18 protein-coding genes are annotated in these 17127 nt (G+C 70.4%); 13 read left to right on the top strand and 5 right to left on the bottom strand.

The window, feature by feature from the left end; translation table 11 throughout:
* Nucleotides 1-146 precede the first annotated feature (146 nt).
* A complete protein-coding gene (locus AC3A6X_RS26960; protein ID WP_487845040.1) occupies nucleotides 147-740 on the top strand; it encodes a type 2 periplasmic-binding domain-containing protein in 594 nt (197 codons plus the stop codon).
* Nucleotides 737-1177 carry a hypothetical protein gene (locus AC3A6X_RS26955; RefSeq protein ID WP_487845039.1) on the top strand — a complete coding sequence of 147 codons (441 nt, stop codon included), beginning with the start codon at nucleotides 737-739 and terminating at the stop codon, nucleotides 1175-1177. Before AC3A6X_RS26960 ends, AC3A6X_RS26955 begins: the two co-directional genes overlap by 4 nt.
* Before the next feature lie 82 nt (nucleotides 1178-1259).
* Here the strand turns inward: AC3A6X_RS26955 and AC3A6X_RS26950 are convergent, their stop codons facing one another.
* Nucleotides 1260-2282 carry a Bug family tripartite tricarboxylate transporter substrate binding protein gene (locus tag AC3A6X_RS26950; RefSeq protein ID WP_487845038.1) on the bottom strand — a complete coding sequence of 341 codons (1023 nt, stop codon included), beginning with the start codon at nucleotides 2280-2282 and terminating at the stop codon, nucleotides 1260-1262.
* Nucleotides 2283-2506: 224 nt separating this feature from the next.
* On the opposite strand from AC3A6X_RS26950, the gene AC3A6X_RS26945 reads away from it, so the two are divergent.
* Both AC3A6X_RS26945 and AC3A6X_RS26940 read left to right on the top strand, forming a co-directional pair.
* Nucleotides 2507-2749: a hypothetical protein gene (locus tag AC3A6X_RS26945; protein ID WP_487845037.1), complete on the top strand. Its 243-nt coding sequence runs from the start codon at nucleotides 2507-2509 to the stop codon at nucleotides 2747-2749.
* A gap of 75 nt (nucleotides 2750-2824) precedes the next feature.
* Nucleotides 2825-4900: an NAD(+) synthase gene (locus tag AC3A6X_RS26940; protein ID WP_487845036.1), complete on the top strand. Its 2076-nt coding sequence runs from the start codon at nucleotides 2825-2827 to the stop codon at nucleotides 4898-4900.
* A 9-nt stretch (nucleotides 4901-4909) separates the two neighbouring features.
* Here the strand turns inward: AC3A6X_RS26940 and AC3A6X_RS26935 are convergent, their stop codons facing one another.
* Nucleotides 4910-5119, bottom strand: coding sequence for a DUF3606 domain-containing protein (locus AC3A6X_RS26935; protein ID WP_487845035.1), 210 nt, complete (start codon nucleotides 5117-5119; stop codon nucleotides 4910-4912).
* Nucleotides 5120-5294: 175 nt separating this feature from the next.
* Here AC3A6X_RS26935 and AC3A6X_RS26930 point away from each other — a divergent pair, with 175 nt between their 5' ends.
* The 6 genes from AC3A6X_RS26930 to AC3A6X_RS26905 all read left to right on the top strand — a co-directional run bounded on the left by AC3A6X_RS26930 (nucleotide 5295) and on the right by AC3A6X_RS26905 (nucleotide 12652).
* Nucleotides 5295-5822: a DUF3617 domain-containing protein gene (locus AC3A6X_RS26930; protein ID WP_487845034.1), complete on the top strand. Its 528-nt coding sequence runs from the start codon at nucleotides 5295-5297 to the stop codon at nucleotides 5820-5822.
* A gap of 79 nt (nucleotides 5823-5901) precedes the next feature.
* A complete protein-coding gene (locus tag AC3A6X_RS26925) occupies nucleotides 5902-6993 on the top strand; it encodes a ligase-associated DNA damage response exonuclease (protein ID WP_487845033.1) in 1092 nt (363 codons plus the stop codon).
* On the top strand, nucleotides 6990-8678 hold the full coding sequence (locus AC3A6X_RS26920; protein ID WP_487845032.1) for an ATP-dependent DNA ligase: 1689 nt from the start codon (nucleotides 6990-6992) through the stop codon (nucleotides 8676-8678). The genes AC3A6X_RS26925 and AC3A6X_RS26920 overlap by 4 nt, the downstream gene beginning before the upstream one ends.
* 79 nt (nucleotides 8679-8757) lie before the next feature.
* Nucleotides 8758-11340 carry a ligase-associated DNA damage response DEXH box helicase gene (locus AC3A6X_RS26915; protein ID WP_487845031.1) on the top strand — a complete coding sequence of 861 codons (2583 nt, stop codon included), beginning with the start codon at nucleotides 8758-8760 and terminating at the stop codon, nucleotides 11338-11340.
* 45 nt (nucleotides 11341-11385) lie between these two features.
* On the top strand, nucleotides 11386-12054 hold the full coding sequence (gene pdeM / locus AC3A6X_RS26910) for a ligase-associated DNA damage response endonuclease PdeM (RefSeq protein ID WP_487845030.1): 669 nt from the start codon (nucleotides 11386-11388) through the stop codon (nucleotides 12052-12054).
* Nucleotides 12055-12073: 19 nt separating this feature from the next.
* A complete protein-coding gene (locus tag AC3A6X_RS26905) occupies nucleotides 12074-12652 on the top strand; it encodes a Crp/Fnr family transcriptional regulator (RefSeq protein ID WP_487845029.1) in 579 nt (192 codons plus the stop codon).
* Between the two features lie 18 nt (nucleotides 12653-12670).
* Here AC3A6X_RS26905 and AC3A6X_RS26900 read toward each other — a convergent pair whose 3' ends face one another.
* The 3 genes from AC3A6X_RS26900 to AC3A6X_RS26890 are packed head-to-tail and all read right to left on the bottom strand — an operon-like array spanning nucleotide 12671 to nucleotide 14749.
* Nucleotides 12671-13195, bottom strand: a complete 525-nt coding sequence (locus AC3A6X_RS26900; RefSeq protein ID WP_487845028.1) for a TPM domain-containing protein — start codon at nucleotides 13193-13195, stop codon at nucleotides 12671-12673.
* A 2-nt stretch (nucleotides 13196-13197) separates the two neighbouring features.
* Complete coding sequence (locus tag AC3A6X_RS26895; protein WP_487845027.1) at nucleotides 13198-14139, bottom strand: TPM domain-containing protein; 942 nt, start codon at nucleotides 14137-14139, stop codon at nucleotides 13198-13200.
* 7 nt (nucleotides 14140-14146) lie between these two features.
* The gene (locus AC3A6X_RS26890) at nucleotides 14147-14749 is read right to left on the bottom strand and encodes a LemA family protein (protein ID WP_487845026.1); all 603 of its coding nucleotides are present in this window, start codon (nucleotides 14747-14749) and stop codon (nucleotides 14147-14149) included.
* A 50-nt stretch (nucleotides 14750-14799) separates the two neighbouring features.
* Here AC3A6X_RS26890 and AC3A6X_RS26885 point away from each other — a divergent pair, with 50 nt between their 5' ends.
* From AC3A6X_RS26885 to AC3A6X_RS26875, 3 genes are all read left to right on the top strand, one after another.
* Complete coding sequence (locus AC3A6X_RS26885; RefSeq protein ID WP_487845025.1) at nucleotides 14800-15546, top strand: hypothetical protein; 747 nt, start codon at nucleotides 14800-14802, stop codon at nucleotides 15544-15546.
* A 64-nt stretch (nucleotides 15547-15610) separates the two neighbouring features.
* Nucleotides 15611-16060 carry a YybH family protein gene (locus tag AC3A6X_RS26880; RefSeq protein WP_487845024.1) on the top strand — a complete coding sequence of 150 codons (450 nt, stop codon included), beginning with the start codon at nucleotides 15611-15613 and terminating at the stop codon, nucleotides 16058-16060.
* A complete protein-coding gene (locus AC3A6X_RS26875; protein WP_487845023.1) occupies nucleotides 16060-17112 on the top strand; it encodes a YheT family hydrolase in 1053 nt (350 codons plus the stop codon). The genes AC3A6X_RS26880 and AC3A6X_RS26875 overlap by 1 nt, the downstream gene beginning before the upstream one ends.
* Nucleotides 17113-17127: the final 15 nt, after the last annotated feature.

Here is a 17127-nt window from a genome sequence, read left to right as displayed (position 1 = left end):
CTCTGTAGGTTCCCTCCCACAGCTGAAAACGCCCCTGCGCTGCCGACCGGGCGGCGCAGGCGAATCAGCATGGAGGCATCCGCGCGCGCTCGTTGCTGCTTTCGCGGCACGCACGAACGGGTTTCTCGATGTGAAGGGAGATTCGTATGGACACCGTGAGCATGCAGGCCTGGTGGGTGGTGGGGATCGTCGTGGTTCTCGCACTTGTCGCGCTGGCCGCCTATTTCCTCTATCGAAAACGACAGTCCGACCGGCTCGCCGAGCGCTTCGGCGACGAGTACGACCTGGCCGTCAGAGAGCACGGCAGCCGTACCAAGGCCGAGGCCGAGCTCCGGCAGCGCGAGGCGCGCGTCGGCCAGTTGCGCATCGTTCCGCTGGCGCCGGGTGAAGGCGCCCGCTTCAGCAGCGCATGGAACCGGGTGCAGGCCGATTTCGTCGACAACCCTGCCGGCGCGGTGACGCAGGCGGATCAGCTGGTGCGCGAGCTCATGCAGAAGCGCGGCTATCCGATGAGCGACTTCGAGCATCGTGCGGCCGACATCTCGGTGGACCATCCGGCGGTGGTGAGGAACTACCGCGCGGCGCAGGCCATCCATGCGCGCACCCTGAGCGGCGAGGTCGAGACCGAGGAGCTTCGCAAAGCTGTGGTGCATTACCGTGCGCTGTTCGACGAACTGCTCGAAGTCAGCGTGACCGAGGAACGAAGGATGCCGGCGAGGCCGGTGGAGGCACGATCATGAATCTCGATATCAGGCAGGACGACGAGCGGGCCGTCGCGGCCCGGCCCACGCAGACCCAGGGCCAGACGCCGAACCCCGATGAGCGCGTCGCGCCGGACGACCTCGACCGGCCGGTCGTGGTGGCCCAGAATCGGCTGCCGGCGGACGGTGCCGACGATGACGCCCTGGCCCCGCTCTTCACGACCGACGCGACCCGTGATTTCCGCGCCCGCTGGGACGCGGTGCAGATCGGCTTCGTCGACGATCCGAAGCAGGCCGTGCGCGAGGCGGACGAGCTGGTCCGGCAGATGCTGCAGAACCTGGCGCAGACCTTCTCGGACGAGCGGGCGGGGCTCGACGCCCAGGGCGATGGGGCGGCGGAGAGCGGATCGACGGAAAAGCTGCGCCTCGCCTTGCGTCGCTATCGCGCCTTCATGCAGCGACTGTTGTCGCTGTGATGGGAGGGTGGCGCGGGACGCGACCTTCAGCGGCGCGGCAGCGCCGCGCCGACTTTTGCCTGCGAAGGCCTGACCGAGCGCCTCACTCGGCGCGGATGTCGTTGTCCTTCACCACCTTGCCGAGCAGCGCGTAGTAGTCCTTCGTCAGCGCGCCGAGCTGCTCGGGCGTGCCGCCACCGGCGTCGTCGCCGCGGTCGGAAATGGTCTTCTGCACGTTCGGATCCTTGAGCGCGCTGTTCATCGCGGTGTTGACCTTCTTCACGACGTCCGCATTCAGGCCGGGTGGCCCGTACAGGCCGATGAAGGAGATGACCTGGAAGTCCTTGATGCCCTTTTCCGTGGCCGTGGGCACGTCGGGAAAGGCCGGCACCCGCTTGGCCCCAGTGGCCATCAGGGCCTTGAGCTGGCCGGATTTGAGGAAGGGCGCGACCACGGAGGACGCGTCGAACATGCACGGCACGCGGCCGGCGATCAGGTCGGTCATGGCCGGCGCGCTGCCCTTGTAGGGCACGTGGCTCATCTTCGGCTTGCCGATGCGCTCGCGGAACAGCTCCATCGTGGTCTGCACCAGGCTGCCCGGCCCGCCCGAGGCGTAGTCGACGGTCTTGCCTTCCTTGTCCTGCGCCTTCACCCAGGCGATGAAGGCGTCCAGATCCTTCACCGGCAGGCTGGCCGGCACCACCAGCATCAGCGAGGAGGTGAGCAGGAGGCCGATGGGCACCATCTTCAGCGGGTCCGCCACGGGCGTGTTGCGGTAGGTGTGCGGGTTCAGCACCATGTTGCTGCCATTGCCCACCAGCAGCCGGTAGCCGTCGGGCGGCGACTTCGCCACGTAGTCGGTCGCGATGTTGCCGTTGACGCCGGCCTTGTTGTCCATCACCACCGGCTGGCCCAGGCTGGCCTGCATGCCGGCGGTGAGGATGCGCCCAGCGAAGTCCGTCTGCCCGCCCGGTGGATAGCCCACGACCAGCGTGATCGATTTGGTTGGCCAAGCCCCCTGGGCGTGGGCGAAGTCGGGAAGCAGTCCGGCCCCGAGGCCGCCGAGGCCAAGTTGCAACAGGGCGCTGCGGCGCGACAGAGAGAGATCGGGCGCGATCGGCATCATGTTCTCCTCCGACCTTGGCAAGGTCTGCGGGGCCATCATAGGAGTGCGCCGGACGCGCCACAAGGGCGGCAACGCGATGCGGCGTGGAGCGCTCGCAGCGCGGCGTCGGTGCGCTCCTACGTGCCTCGGCGGCCTGTCCGATCCCGGACGTCGATGTCCGCCGCTCGCCGAGTCTCGGCCGGGCTTCGTAGTGTGGTCCTTCACGAGCTTCAAAGGAGATCCGCATGAGCAAGCCGCAAGACCCCAAGAGCCCCGACATCCAGGGCGAAGGCAATTACGACGCAACCCGCCGCTACGACCAGGCCGCCACGGACTTCGTGAAGTCGGGCAAGGTCGATCAAGCGGCGCGCGATGCGCGTCCGAAGAGCGAGGCCGAGGCCGAGGCGATGAAGAAGGCCGAGGAGGAGGGCAAGTCGCACGCGAAGGGCGAGGACCCGGCGCTGCGCAAGGGCGGCGCCTCGAAGTGAGGTAGGAACCGTGCGTCGAAGGGCTGGCCTGGAAGCCCACCGGCGGCATCCGCCCCGTGAGGCCACAATCCGGCCATGACCGAGCACGAGTTCTTCAACCCCTACACCCACGGCTTCGCCCGTCTGGCCGTGGCGGTGCCGCGCAACCGGGTGGCCGACCCGGTGTTCAACACCGCCGAGACCCTCCGCCTGTACCGCGAGACCGCGGCCGACGGCGCCGTGCTGGTCGCCTTCCCCGAGCTGGGCCTCTCGGCCTACACCTGCGACGACCTGTTCCACCAGGCCGCGCTGCTCGATGCCTGCGAGCGCGCCCTGCTGGAAATTGCCGCCGCATCGAGCGGCATCGGCGCCGTGGCCGTGGTGGGCCTGCCGTTGCGCGTGGACCATCGCCTCTTCAACTGCGCCGCGGTGGTGGCCGATGGCCGGGTGCTGGGCATTCTGCCCAAGACCTATCTCCCGAACTACGGCGAGTTCTACGAGGGCCGTCAGTTCAACGGCGCCGACACCGCGCTCGCGACCGAGATCGTGCTCGGCGGCCAGCGCATCCCCTTCGGCGCCGACCTGCTGTTCCAGTCGCGCCAGCTGCCGCTCTTCAAGCTGCACGTGGAGATCTGCGAGGACGTGTGGGTGCCCATCCCGCCCTCCAGCTATGCCGCGCTCGCGGGCGCGACGGTGCTGGTCAATCTCTCGGCCTCGAACATCACGATCGGCAAGTCGGACTACCGGCACCGGCTGGTGAGCCTGCAGTCGGCGCGCTGCCTGGCGGCCTACCTCTACACCTCGGCCGGCATCGGCGAGTCGACCACCGACCTGGCCTGGGACGGCCAGGCGCTGATCTACGAGGGAGGCGACATGCTGGCCGAGAGCGAGCGCTTCCGCAACAGCTCGCACTTCGTCGCGGCCGACGTGGACCTGGAACGCCTCTCGCGCGAGCGCATGCGGCAGAACAGCTTCGGCACCTCGGTGCACAAGCACCGCGAGGCGCTGGCGGGCTGGCGCACCGTCGAGTTCGAGCTGCCGGTGCCGTCGCAGGTGCCGCACGGCCTGCTGCGCCAGGTGGCGCGCTTTCCGTACGTGCCCTCGGATGCGGCCACGCGCGACGCGCGCTGCAGCGAGGTCTTCAACATCCAGGTGCAGTCGCTGGTGCAGCGGATCGAGGCGGCCCGCATCGGCAAGCTGGTGATCGGCGTCTCCGGCGGCCTCGATTCCACCCACGCGCTGCTGGTGTGCGCCCAGGCCATGGACCGGCTGGGCAAGCCGCGCTCCGACATCCTCGGCTTCACCATGCCCGGCTTCGCGACCACCGGCCGCACGCTGGCGCAGGCGCACCGGCTGATGACCAGCATCGGCTGCACCGCGCGCGAGATCGACATCCGCCCCAGTTGTCGCCAGATGCTGGAGGACCTGGGCCATCCCTTCGCGCAGGGCGAGCCGCAGTACGACATCGCCTTCGAGAACGTGCAGGCCGGCGAGCGCACCAGCCACCTGTTCCGGCTCGCCAACTTCCACGGCGGCATCGTGGTGGGCACCGGCGACCTGAGCGAGCTGGCGCTCGGCTGGTGCACCTACGGCGTGGGCGACCACATGTCGCACTACAACGTGAACGCGAGCGTGCCCAAGACGCTGATCAAGCACCTGGTGCACTGGGTCGAGACCACGAAGCTGCTGGGCGACGAGGGCAGCTCCGTGCTGCGCGACATCCTCGAGACCGAGGTCAGCCCGGAGCTGATTCCCGCGGATGCGCCGGCAGCCGGCGAGGGCGCTTCGACCCAGCCGGGGCAGCGCACCGAGGACACCATCGGCCCCTACGAGCTGCAGGACTTCCACCTCTACTACACGCTGCGCTACGGCTTCAGGCCGAGCAAGGTCGCCTTCCTCGCGCATGCGGCCTGGGGCGACCGCGCGCGCGGCCGCTGGCCCGACGATTTGCAGAAGGAGCGCAACGAGTACGGGCTGGCCGACATCAAGCGCCACCTCGGCACTTTCCTGTTCCGCTTCTTCAAGACCAGCCAGTTCAAGCGCTCCTGCGTGCCGAATTCGCCCAAGGTCGGCTCGGGCGGCTCGCTGTCCCCGCGCGGCGACTGGCGCGCGCCCAGCGATTCGGAAGCCGAGGTGTGGCTGGAGGATCTGAAGCGCGTGCCAACCCCCTGACTTGCGCGCTCAGCCCCGCGCCGTGCGGGGCGTGCCGCGGCTCCCCCTCAGATGCCACTCGATATCGGCCGCGCGGCTGCCGACGGCGCGCACGGCCTCGCGCAGCCGATCGTGCGTCACGTCCAGGCGGCGCGACCATTTGTCGAGCTCGCGGGCGCTGCTGATGTCGATGCGTTCGGGCGGAGCGCCGCTGCGCGCGCCGTCTGCCGGGGTCTTCATGGCTTCGCTCCTGGGTGCTTGTGCTTCGTGGGACGCCCACCCTAGGAGCCTCGGCTTCGCGGCGCTGTAGGAGATCAGCCATCCGGCCTGCCCGCCAAGCCGAACAGGCCGATCGTGCTATTTCGCCGGCGCGGCGGACGGGTTAGAAAGCGGCACCTTTTCTTCGGAGCCCTCGATGACGACTTTCGCCCGCACCCCCAGGAACGCCGCCGCGGCAACGGTCTGCCTGCTGCTGGCCGGCGCGGCCAGCGCGATGGACTACCCCGCGCGCAAGCCCGGCCTCTGGGAAATGACGATCCAGGGCGACGGCGGCGCCAAGACGCCCGCGATGATCACCCAGCAATGCATCGACGCCGCCACCGACAAGGCGATGCGCGAGATGGGCAACGGCATGGAGCGGCAGAACTGCACCAAGCAGGACATGCGCAACGAGTCCGGCCGCATGGTGATCGACTCCGTCTGCAAGATCGGCGCCAGCACCGCCACCACGCATGCGGTGGTCACGGGCGACTTCGGCAGGGCCTACCGCATGGAGAGCCGCTCGACCTACAGCCCGCCGATGATGGGCCGCAGCGAAGGCACGGCCATCATCGAGGCCAAGTGGGTCGGGCCCTGCAAGGCGGGCCAGAAGCCGGGCGACGTCGTGCTGCCCAACGGCATGAAGATGAACCTGCTCGAGATGCCGGCCGCGCGCGGCAAGTAGGACGGCCAAACCCCAGGGCATTGCGCGCGACCCGGGCCTACATGCGCGCCGGGTACGGCAGGGCTAGCATGGCCTGCCCATGCCTGCCGAAGACCTCGTCATCGCGCGCCCCGAAGGCCTGTACTGCCCGCCCGGCGATTTCTACATCGACCCGTGGCGGCCGGTGGACCGCGCCGTCATCACCCATGCGCACTCGGACCACGCGCGGGTGGGCCATGGGCATTACCTGGCGCACGACGACAGCGCCGGCACGCTGCGCGCCCGGCTCGGCGACATCACCCTGCAGACCTTGCCCTACGGCGAGGCGATCACCCATCGCGGCGTGCGCCTGTCGCTGCATCCGGCCGGCCACGTGCTGGGCTCGGCGCAGGTGCGGCTCGAGCACGAAGGCCGCGTGTGGGTCGCCTCGGGCGACTACAAGACCGAGCCCGACGGCACCTGCACGCCCTTCGAGCCGGTGCCTTGCGACACCTTCATCACCGAATCCACCTTCGGCCTGCCGATCTACCGCTGGCCGACGCAGGCCGCCCTCTTCGCCGAGATCGACGACTGGTGGCGCGCCAACGCGGCGCAGGGGCGCGCCTCGGTGCTCCTGTGCTACGCCTTCGGCAAGGCGCAGCGCATCCTGCACGGGGTGGACGCGGGCATCGGGCCGATCGTGGTGCACGGAGCCGTGGAGCCGCTGAACGCGGTCTACCGCGCAGCCGGGGTGACGCTGCCGTCCACGCTGCGGGTGAGCGATCCGGGCGTCAATGCCGCGTTGCTGAAGCGCGCGCTGGTGCTGGCGCCGCCCTCGGCTGCGGGCACGCCGTGGATGCGGCGCTTCGGCCAGTACTCGGATGCTTTTGCCAGCGGGTGGATGCAACTGCGCGGGACGCGAAGGCGGCGCGGCGTCGATCGCGGCTTCGTGATGTCGGACCATGCGGATTGGGCGGGGTTGCAGCAGGCCATTGCCGGGACCGGGGCCGAGCGCGTGTTCGTGACGCATGGGAGCGTGGCGGTGATGGTGCGGTGGTTGAGCGAGAGCGGGCTGGATGCGCGGGCCTTTCGGACCGAATATGGCGATGAGGACATGGAGGGCGATGGGGACGCCCGGAGCCCCCATCCCGGCCTTCCCCCGGAGGGGGAAGGAGAGAAGTCCCAGGGGGAAGGAGAAACGGCCGGGGTATGAAGCAATTCGCCGCGCTGTACCGCGAGCTCGATGCGAGCACCTCCAATCTCGTGAAGCAGGCGGCGCTGCTGCGCTATCTCCAGACCGCCGCACCGGCGGACGCGGCCTGGGCCGTGTACTTCCTGGCCGGCGGCCGGCCGCGGCAGCTGGTGCCGACCAAGCTGCTGCGGCTGCTGGCCCAGCAGGCCGCCGGCCTGCCGGAGTGGCTGTTCGACGAGAGCTACGAGGCGGTCGGCGATCTAGCGGAGACCCTCTCGCTGCTGCTGCCGCTGCCCACCGAGGCGCACGACCTGGGCCTCGCGGCGTGGCTCGAGCAACACTTGCTACCCTTGCGCGGGATGCCGCCCGAGCAGCTCTCCGATGCCCTGCGCGCCCAGTGGCGCCAGCTGGCGCCGGAAGAACGCCTCGTCTACTTCAAGCTCATCACCGGCGCCTTCCGCGTCGGCGTCTCGCGCCTCCAGGTCACGCAGGTGCTGGCGACGATCAGCGGGCTGGACCCCAAGCGCGTCGCGCAACGCCTGATGGGCTACACCCACATCACGGGCCGGCCCGGCGCGGCCGACTTCGCCGCGCTGATCGCGCCCGAGAGCAGCGGCGAGCAGGACCGCCAGACCAGCGGGCAGCCTTACCCCTTCTTCCTCGCGCATCCCTTCGCGCTGCCGCTCGATCAGTTCGATGCGGTGCTGGGTCCGCCCTCGCAGTGGCTGGTCGAATGGAAGTGGGACGGCATCCGCGCGCAACTGGTGCGGCGCGCCGACCAGGTGTGCCTGTGGTCGCGCGGCGAGGAGCTGGTGACGGACCGCTTCCCCGAACTGGCCGACATGGGAGGCACCTTGCCCGAGGGCACGGTGGTGGACGGTGAGATCGTGGTCTGGCGCAGGGATTCGACCTCGCCTCACGGCGAGGGTCGCGTGCAGCCCTTCGCCGAGCTGCAGAAGCGCATCGGCCGCAAGACACTGACGCCCAAGCTGCTGCGCGAGATCCCCGTGGTGCTGCTGGCCTACGACCTGCTCGAATGGGAAGGCCGCGACCTGCGCGCGCTGCCGCAGCAGGAACGGCGCGTGCTGCTCGACGAACTGGTCGCGGCGGCGCAGCATCCCTCCTTGATCGCAAGCCCGATCCTGCATGGCGAGAGCTGGCAGGACCTCGCGCGTCAGCGCGAGTCGGCGCGGGCCATGGGCGTGGAAGGCATGATGCTCAAGCAGCGCCACGCGGCCTACGGCGTCGGCCGCACCAAGGACGTGGGCCTGTGGTGGAAGTGGAAGATCGACCCGCTCTCGGTCGACGCCGTGCTGGTCTACGCGCAGCGCGGCCATGGCCGGCGCGCGAGCCTGTACAGCGACTACACCTTCGCGGTGTGGGATGCGCCGCCCGAGGTCGAAGGGCGCAAGCTCGTGCCCTTCGCCAAGGCCTACTCGGGCCTGAGCGATGCCGAGATGGCGCGGGTCGACGCGATCGTGCGCCGCACCACCATCGAGAGCTTCGGGCCCGTGAGGAGCGTGACGCCCACGCTGGTCTTCGAGCTGGGTTTCGAGGGCATCGCGCGCAGCACGCGGCACAAGAGCGGCATCGCGGTGCGCTTTCCGCGCATGCTGCGCTGGCGCGAGGACAAGCCGGTGGAGGAGGCGGACAGCTTGCAGACGCTGGCCGCGCTGTTGCCGGAAGCGGCATCGACGCCGCCATGAGCAAGAGCGCAACCCTGTCTTTCTCCCTCCCCTTCCAGGGGAGGGCAGGGGTGGGGGCACGCGGCGAAGGGGCAAGACCGTGAGCCGTCTCGATGACTGGTTCGCATCGCGTGGGTGGGCGCCCTTCGCCTTCCAGCGCGACGTCTGGCAAGCCCTCGCCGAAGGCCGCTCCGGCCTGCTCCACGCCACCACCGGCGCCGGCAAGACCTACGCCGTCTGGCTCGGCGCGCTGCAGGCCTTTGCCACCACGACCAGGAGCAAGACCCCGCCGCCGCTGACCGTCCTGTGGCTCACCCCCATGCGCGCCCTCGCCGCCGACACCCTGCGCGCGATGCAACAAGCCCTCGACGCCCTGCAGCCCGACTGGAGCGCCGGCGCGCGCAGCGGCGACACCTCCTCGGCCGAGCGCAGCGCGCAGGACCGGCGCCTTCCGACGGTGCTGGTCACCACGCCCGAGAGCCTCTCGCTGCAGCTCGCGCGCGCCGATGCGAAGGACGTGCTGGGCTCGCTGCGCCTGGTCGTGGTCGACGAATGGCACGAGCTCATGGGCAACAAGCGCGGCGTGCAGGTGCAGCTCGCGCTGGCACGGCTGCGCCGCTGGAATGCGGGGCTCTGCATCTGGGGCATGTCCGCCACGTTGGGCAACCTGCAGGAGGCGATGCGCACGCTGCTGGCCGGCGGCGAGGGCGTGCTGGTGCAGGGCGAGGTGCCCAAGCAGCTGCTCATCGACTCACTGCTGCCCGGCCGTGCCGAGCGCTTTCCGTGGGGCGGGCACCTGGGCCTCACGATGCTGCCGCAGGTCATCGAGGAGGTTGCCGCCAGCGCGAGCACGCTGGTCTTCACCAACACGCGCTCCCAGTCCGAGATCTGGTACCAGGCGCTGCTCGAGGCGCGGCCCGAGTGGGCCGGGCAGATCGCGCTGCACCACGGCTCGCTGGACCGCGCGGTGCGCGAGTGGGTGGAACTGGGCCTGAAGTCCGGCGCGCTCAAGGCCGTGGTCTGCACCTCCAGCCTGGACCTGGGGGTGGACTTCCTGCCGGTCGAGCGCGTGCTGCAGATCGGCTCGCCCAAGGGCGTGGCGCGGCTGCTGCAGCGCGCCGGCCGCTCGGGCCACGCGCCGGGGCGGCCCTCGCGCATCACGCTCGTGCCCACGCACAGCATCGAGATGGTGGAGGGCGCGGCCGCACGCGAGGCCGTGGCGCAGGGCCGCATCGAGGAGCGCCGCTCGCCGGCCCAGCCGCTGGACGTGCTGGTGCAGCACCTGGTCACGGTCGCGCTCGGCGGCGGCTTCGTGCCGGACGATCTCTATGCGGAGGTGCGCGGCACCGTCGCGTATGCGGGGCTGTCCCGCGAGAGCTGGCAGTGGTGCCTGGAGTTCGTCGCGCAGGGCGGCCCTTCGCTCGCGGCCTATCCCGACTACCGCCGCGTGGTGCCCGACGCCGAGGGCATCTGGCGCGTGCCCGATGCGCGCCTGGCCCGACGCCACCGCATGAACATCGGCACCATCGTCAGCGACGCCAGCATGGCGGTGCAGTACCTGCGCGGCGCGAGGATCGGCAGCGTGGAGGAAAGCTTCGTCGCCCGCATGAAGCCGGGCGACTGCTTCCTCTTCGGCGGCCGGCTGCTGGAACTGGTGCGGGTACACGACATGACGGCCTGGGTGCGGCGCGCGAGCGGCCGCAAGCCTTCCGTGCCGCGCTGGAACGGCGGGCGCATGCCGCTGACCAGCACCCTGGCCGATGCCGTCGTGCGGCAGCTGGCGCTGGCGGACGAGGGCCGCTACGACACGCCCGAGCTGCAATGCGTGCGGCCGCTGCTCGAGATCCAGCAGCGCTGGTCGGCCCTGCCCACGCCCGACACCCTGCTGGCCGAGCTGCTGAAGACGCGCGAGGGCTGGCATCTCTTCCTCTATCCCTTTGCGGGGCGGCTGGTGCATCTGGGCCTGGCCAGCCTGGTCGCCTGGCGTGTCGCGCAGCACCAGCCGCGCACCTTCTCGATCGCCGTGAACGACTACGGCTTCGAGCTGCTCTGCGCGGCCGAACTGGATTGGCCGGCGCTGCTGCCGCAGGTGCTGGCGCCGGTGGACGAGTCGCAGCTGCTGCACGAGGTGCTCGCCTCCATCAACGCAACCGAGCTGGCGCGCCGGCGTTTCCGCGAGATCGCGCGCGTCTCGGGCCTGATCTTCCAGGGCTATCCCGGCGAGCGGCGCAGCAACAGGCAGCTGCAGGCCTCGTCCTCGCTGTTCTACGAGGTGTTCCGCAAGTACGACCCGGCCAACCGTCTGCTGCAGCAGGCCGAGCACGAACTGCTCGCTCAGGAGCTGGAGATCGGGCGCCTGCGCGCCGCCCTGGCGCGCATGGCTTCGCAGCGGCTGGTGCTGCAGACGCCGCAGCGGCCCACGCCCTTCGCCTTTCCGCTGATGGTGGAGCTCTTTCGCGAGAAGCTGTCGAACGAGAGCGCAGCCGAGCGCATCGCGCGCATGGTCGCGCAGCTCGAGCAGGCCGCCGGCGGCACCGCCGAGGCGGCGGACCCGGAGCGCGTGCGCAAGACGCTGGCCTTCGAGAAACCCGTGGAAGACGGTGAGGCCGGCATGCAGCAAGGCGCGGTGCGCCGGACTTCACGCGGGCGCGGAAAAAGTCCGGGACGCGCGGGTGCGGCGTGACAATTTGCGAGTTTTTGCGGCGCGGGCTTAATGGACACTCGACGCGTGCATGCCACTTCCCCCTCTTGCCGGCTCGAAATTGCCGGCGAATCCATCGACCTTCTGCCCGAGCGAGCCCTCTGGTGGCCGGCCGGCGACATGCTCTTCGTGGCCGATCTTCACCTTGGCAAGGCGGCCAGTTTCCGTGCGCTGGGGCAACCGGTGCCGCACGGCACCACCGCGCAGAACCTCGCCCGGCTCGACCAACTGATCGGGCAGCACCGGCCTCGCGAGCTCGTCGTGCTCGGCGACTTCCTGCATGACGCGCAGGCGCGCACGCCGCAGCTGCTGGCAAACCTCGAATCCTGGCGCGAACGCAACGCAGGATTGCGCTGCACGCTGGTACGCGGCAACCACGACGCCCGTGCCGGCGATCCGCCGCACTCGCTGTCCTTCGACATCGTCGACGAGCCCTATCTGACCGGCCCTTTCGCCGCCTGCCACCACCCCCGGCCCCATCCGACGCACTTCGTGCTCGGCGGCCACCTCCATCCGGTCTGCAAGCTGCAGGGCAGTGGACGCGACAGCCTGCGCATGCCCTGCTTCGTGCGCGAGGAACGGCGCCTGATCTTGCCCGCCTTCGGCGAATTCACCGGCGGATGGCTGATGGAGGCTGTGCCGGGCCGGCGCTTCTACGGCATCGGCGGCGATGCCGTGTGGCCCTTGCCGAACTGAGCTCCGCATCCTCTTCTTCATGCCACAAGCCCCCACGCCTCCCCGCCGCAACGACCTGCGCGAACACGCCATCGACCTGATGATGCAAGCCGCTCCTCTGGCCGGCATGCGCCGCGCCGAAGCGGAAGTCGTGATCGACGTCATGAAGCCGTTGCACGTGCTGGCCGACACGCTGCTGTTCGAAGAGGGTGACGCGGACGACAACGACTACATGGTGCTGGTGCTGCAAGGCCAGCTCCGGGCCGTGAGCAGCACCAGCATCCCCGACGGCGAGGTCGTGATCACGGTGGTCGGCCCCGGCAGCCTGCTGGGCGAGATGGGCGTGATCGATGGCGGGCCGCGTTCGGCCAGCTGCACGGCGCTCACGGACGTCAAGCTCGGCGTGCTCTCGCGCGAGGCGCTGCTGGGCCTGATCGACAGCCATCCGGCGGTGGCGGCCCGGATGATGCTGGGCATCTCCGCCGTGCTCGCCGGACGGCTGCGCGAGGGCAACCGCCGCATGCGCACGCTGTCGCAGGTGTCGCGCGCACTGCAGCTGGAGCTGGACGCGGTCCATGCGGTCAACCGGCGGCTGCTGGAAGAGCAGGTCGGGCGCTGAGCCGGTTGTCCCGCGCCCCTACATCACCACCGGCTCGTCGGGCAGCTCGTTGCGGTCGGGCTCGCCCTCGGCCAGCGGGAAGTGCGCGACCAGCAGCGCCGAGACTTCCTCCAGCGCCTGCGTGATCCCGTCCTCGAAGCGGCCCTCGCGAAAGGCCGCGCCCATGCGCTTCGCCATCGCCGCCCATTCTTGCGCGTTCACATGTGCGTCGATGCCGCGGTCGGCCACGATCTCGATCGCATGCTCCGCCATCAGCAGGTAGATCAGCACGCCGTTGTTGTGCGCGGTGTCCCACACGCGCAGCTTGCCGAACATGGTGATCGCGCGCTCGCGCGCCGCCGCGGCGCGCCGGATGTAGGACCAGGGCAGCCCGGCCTCGATGCAGATGCGCACTTCGCCGCTGTGCCGGCGCTCGCTGGCCGCAACGCGGGCGCCCAGGCGCTGCAGGGCCTCGGGCGGCAGCGCGCGCCGCACGTCGGCCGCATCGATCCAGCGATGGCGCCACAGGCGCAGCAGCTTGGAGAAGAAGGATGGGGTGGCCATGGCTACCAGTCTCCCGAGGCGCCGCCGCCACCGAAATCGCCGCCGCCGCCCGAGCTGAAGCCGCCGCCGGATGAGGAAGACCCGCCGCTCCAGCCTCCGCCGCCGAGGCCGCCGCCCAGGCCGCCGGCAGCCGGGCCCCAGCCGCCGCCGCGGCCGCCGCGCCGCCCGGCGCCGGCACCGAAAGCGCTCGACAGCAGCGTGAAGAGCAGGGCCGCGAGCCCGGCCAGCACCGCGATCACGAGGCTCGCGGTCAGCGCCATCACGACGGCGCCCGTCACGCCGCCCAGCGCCAGCGGGCCCAGCACCTTGCCGAGGATGGCGCGCGCGATCGGCGCGCCGATCAGCACGCCGAAGAAGAGAAAGATGGCCAGGTCGCCCCAGTCGAATCCCTGCTCCTCCTGACCGCCGCCGAAGTCGCCGCTCTTCGCATCGACCTCCGGCAGCGCTTCGCCCTTGACGCGCGCGATCAGCTGGTCGGCCGCCGCATCGAGCCCGCCCGCGAAGTCGTTCTCGCGGAAGCGCGGCTTCATCGCGAAGTCGATGATGCGGGCGGCGGCGATGTCGGGCACCGCGCCTTCCAGCGTCTTGGCGACCTCGATGCGCATCTTGCGGTCGTTCTTGGCGACGATCACCAGGATGCCGTCGCCCACCTCCTTGCGGCCGATCTTCCAGGTATTGCCGACGCGGTTGGCAAAGCTCGCGATGTCTTCGGGCGCGGTGGTCGGCACCATCAGCATCACGATCTGCGAGCCCTTCTGCTGCTCGAAGGCGGCCAGCTTGGCCTCCAGCGCCTCGCGCTGAGCCGCGTCGAGCGTGCCGGTCTGGTCGATCACCCGCGCGCCGAGCGGCGGCACCGGCAGCAGGTCCTGGGCCTGCGCGCCTGCGAGCGCGAGCACCAGCAGGAAGAAAGCTGCCAGCGCGCGCCGGATGCGGGCGGCCGTCATCGAGGCGCTACTTCTTCGGTGCGCCGAAATCGACCGTCGGCGGGGTCGAGATCTGGGCCTCGTTCTGCACTGTGAAGTTGGCCTTGGGGTCGTAGCTGAAGATCTTGGCGGTGATGTTCGTGGGGAAGCTGCGCGCCAGCACGTTGTACTCCTGCACCGTCTGGATGTAGCGGTTGCGCGCCACCGTGATGCGGTTCTCGGTGCCTTCCAGCGTCACCCGCAGGTCGCGGAAGGCCTGGTTGGCCTTGAGGTTGGGGTACTGCTCGGCCACCACCATCAGGCGCGACAGCGCGCTGGAGAGCTCGCCCTGCGCCTGCTGGAACTTGTTGAAGGCCTCGGGGTTGTTGAGCGTCTCGGGCGTGACCTGGATCGAGGTGGCCTTGGCGCGCGCCTCGATCACCTTGGTCAGCGTCTCCTGCTCGAAGTTGGCCTCGCCCTTGACCGTGGCCACGATGTTGGGCACCAGGTCGGCGCGGCGCTGGTATTGGTTGAGGACCTCGCTCCAGGCCGACTTGCTGGCCTCGTCGAGGCGTTGGAAGTCGTTGTAGCCGCAGCCCGAGAGCGCGAGCGCCGCGAGGAGGGCCAGGAGCCAGCGTTGCACGATCTTCATGTCGAAGCCTCTTCGTCGTTCTTGCGAAGAGGCGAAGTTAGCATAGGCCGATGGCGGTCGTTCCTTTACAGGCATTGCAGGCCGCGAACCGCGCGGCCCCGCCGGTGCGCCGCGACGAAGGCACGCTGCTGATCGCCGGCGCCACCGGGGCCTTGGGGCACGAGCTGGTGCGGCGGCTGGCGGGCCGGCATCGCTTCGAGCACACGCGCGTGCTGGCGCGCGAGCCCATCCGCGACGGGCTGCGCGGCGTCGAGACCCTGCTGGCCCCGGGGCCCGACATCGCGCAATGGCCGCGCACGGCGGCCGATGCCGCGCTGGTTTCGTTCGAGCCGCCGCGCCTCTACTACGACCGCGAGCGCGCGCTGTGGACGCCCGAGCCGGCGCAACTGCCCGTGCTTGCGGCCTGGCTGAAGGCCTGCGGCGTGCGCACGCTGGCCGTCGTGCAGCCGCACGACCAGGGCCGCTTGCCCGAGGCGCTGAAGCGCGGGCTGGCCAGCCTCGACGAGGAGGCCGTGGTGGCACTGGGCTTCGAGCGCGTGATCATCGTGCGCTCGGCGCGCAAGCCCGCCGCGGCGCGCTTCGCCAATCCGGCCGAGCGGCTGGCGGCCTGGATGCTGTCCATCGCCCGCTTCATGGTGTCGGCCAGCGAGCAGCCGGTGCGCGCCGGCAAGGTGGCCGAGCTGGTCGACGTGGCGCTGCGCATTGCGCCGCCGGGCGTGCACGTGGCCGCGCCCGAGCTGGTGTGGCGGGCGGCGCAAGGCGAGCTGCAGGCGGTGGCCGAGGGTTGGCTGCTCTGATGCAGCGGCGACCGGTCCCCGTCAGGCACCCGAGGCAAAATCGGCTTTTCCAGCCGCAGTCACCATGCCCAAGACCAAACTTCGCGCCGCCGCCCTGGCCGGCACCGCCGACGATGTCGAGGCGACCTTCTACGAGTCCCTGCAGCGCGGCGACATCGATGCGCTGATGGCCTGCTGGGCCGACGAGGACGAGGTGTTCTGCGTACACCCTGGCGGCCCGCGCCTGGTGGGCGCCAGCGCGATCCGCGCGGCCTTCGAGCAGATGTTCGCCAACGGCGCGATCCATGCCACGCCGGCGCAGGTGCGCAGGGTGGAGTCGCTCGCCAGCGCGGTACACAACGTGCTCGAGCGCATCGAGGTGCTGACGGCCGAGGGCCCGCGCCACGCCTTCGTGCTGGCCACCAACGTCTATCACAAGACCGCGCAGGGCTGGCGCATGGTGGCCCACCATGCGAGTCCGGGAACGGTTCATGCGCCCGACGAGTCGGAAGAGATACCGCAGACCCTTCACTGATGCAGTACGTTGCGCCACTCTGGTTGCCGGGCGGCAACCTCCAGACCATCTGGCCCGCGCTCTGGGCGCGTCGGGTCGAGGCGCCGCTGCCGGCCTACCGCCGCGAGCGCTGGACCACGCCGGACGGCGACTTCATCGACGTGGACTTCCTCGCGGCCGAGGGGCCCGCGCCGAGGCCGCTGCTGGTGCTGTTCCATGGCCTCGAGGGCTCGTCGAAGAGCCACTACGCCGAGGCCTTCGCGGCCCACGCGCAGTCGCGCGGCTGGGACTACGCGGTGCCGCATTTCCGCGGCTGCAGCGGCGAGATCAACCTGGCGCCGCGGGCCTATCACTCGGGGGACTTCGAGGAGGTGGGGTGGATCCTCGCGCGCCTGCGTGAGCGGCATGTGGGTCCCGAGCGCCGCGCCGGGCCGCCCCAAGCAAGCGAGCGCCCCCTCGGGGGGCAGCGAGGACACGAAGTGCCGAGCGTGGGGGCACCCATCTTCGCCGCGGGCGTTTCGCTGGGCGGCAATGCGCTGCTGCGCTGGGTCGAAGAGGCAGGTGCGGAGGCCTCGAAGGTGGTGAGCGCGGCGGCCTCGATCAGCGCGCCGCTGGACCTGGCGGCCGGCGGAACGGCCATCGGGCAGGGCTTCAACCGGCTGGTCTATACGCGCATGTTCCTGGCAAGCATGAAGCCCAAGGCGCTGGCCAAGCTGGCCCAGCATCCGGGGCTGTTCGACCGCGAGGCACTGCTCGCGGCCGCGGACCTGCGCGCCTTCGACAACGTGTTCACCGCGCCGCTGCACGGCTTTCGCGACACCGATGACTACTGGCGCCGCGCTTCGGCCAAGCCGCACCTGGACGCGATCCGCATTCCGGCGCTGGTGGTGAACGCGACCAACGATCCCTTCGTTCCGGCCGCCAGCCTGCCGCGCCCGGAGGAGGCGGGCCGCCATGTCACGCTGTGGCAGCCGGCCCATGGCGGCCACGTGGGCTTTCCGATGGGACGGCCGCCCGGCCATGTGCTCGGCATGCCCGAGCGGGTCGGCGACTGGCTGGCGCAGCACCTCTGAGAGGCTGACGCGGCT

This window comes from Variovorax sp. Soil_C_12, from assembly GCF_057657375.1.
This window is presented reverse-complemented; position numbering and strand designations above follow the sequence as displayed.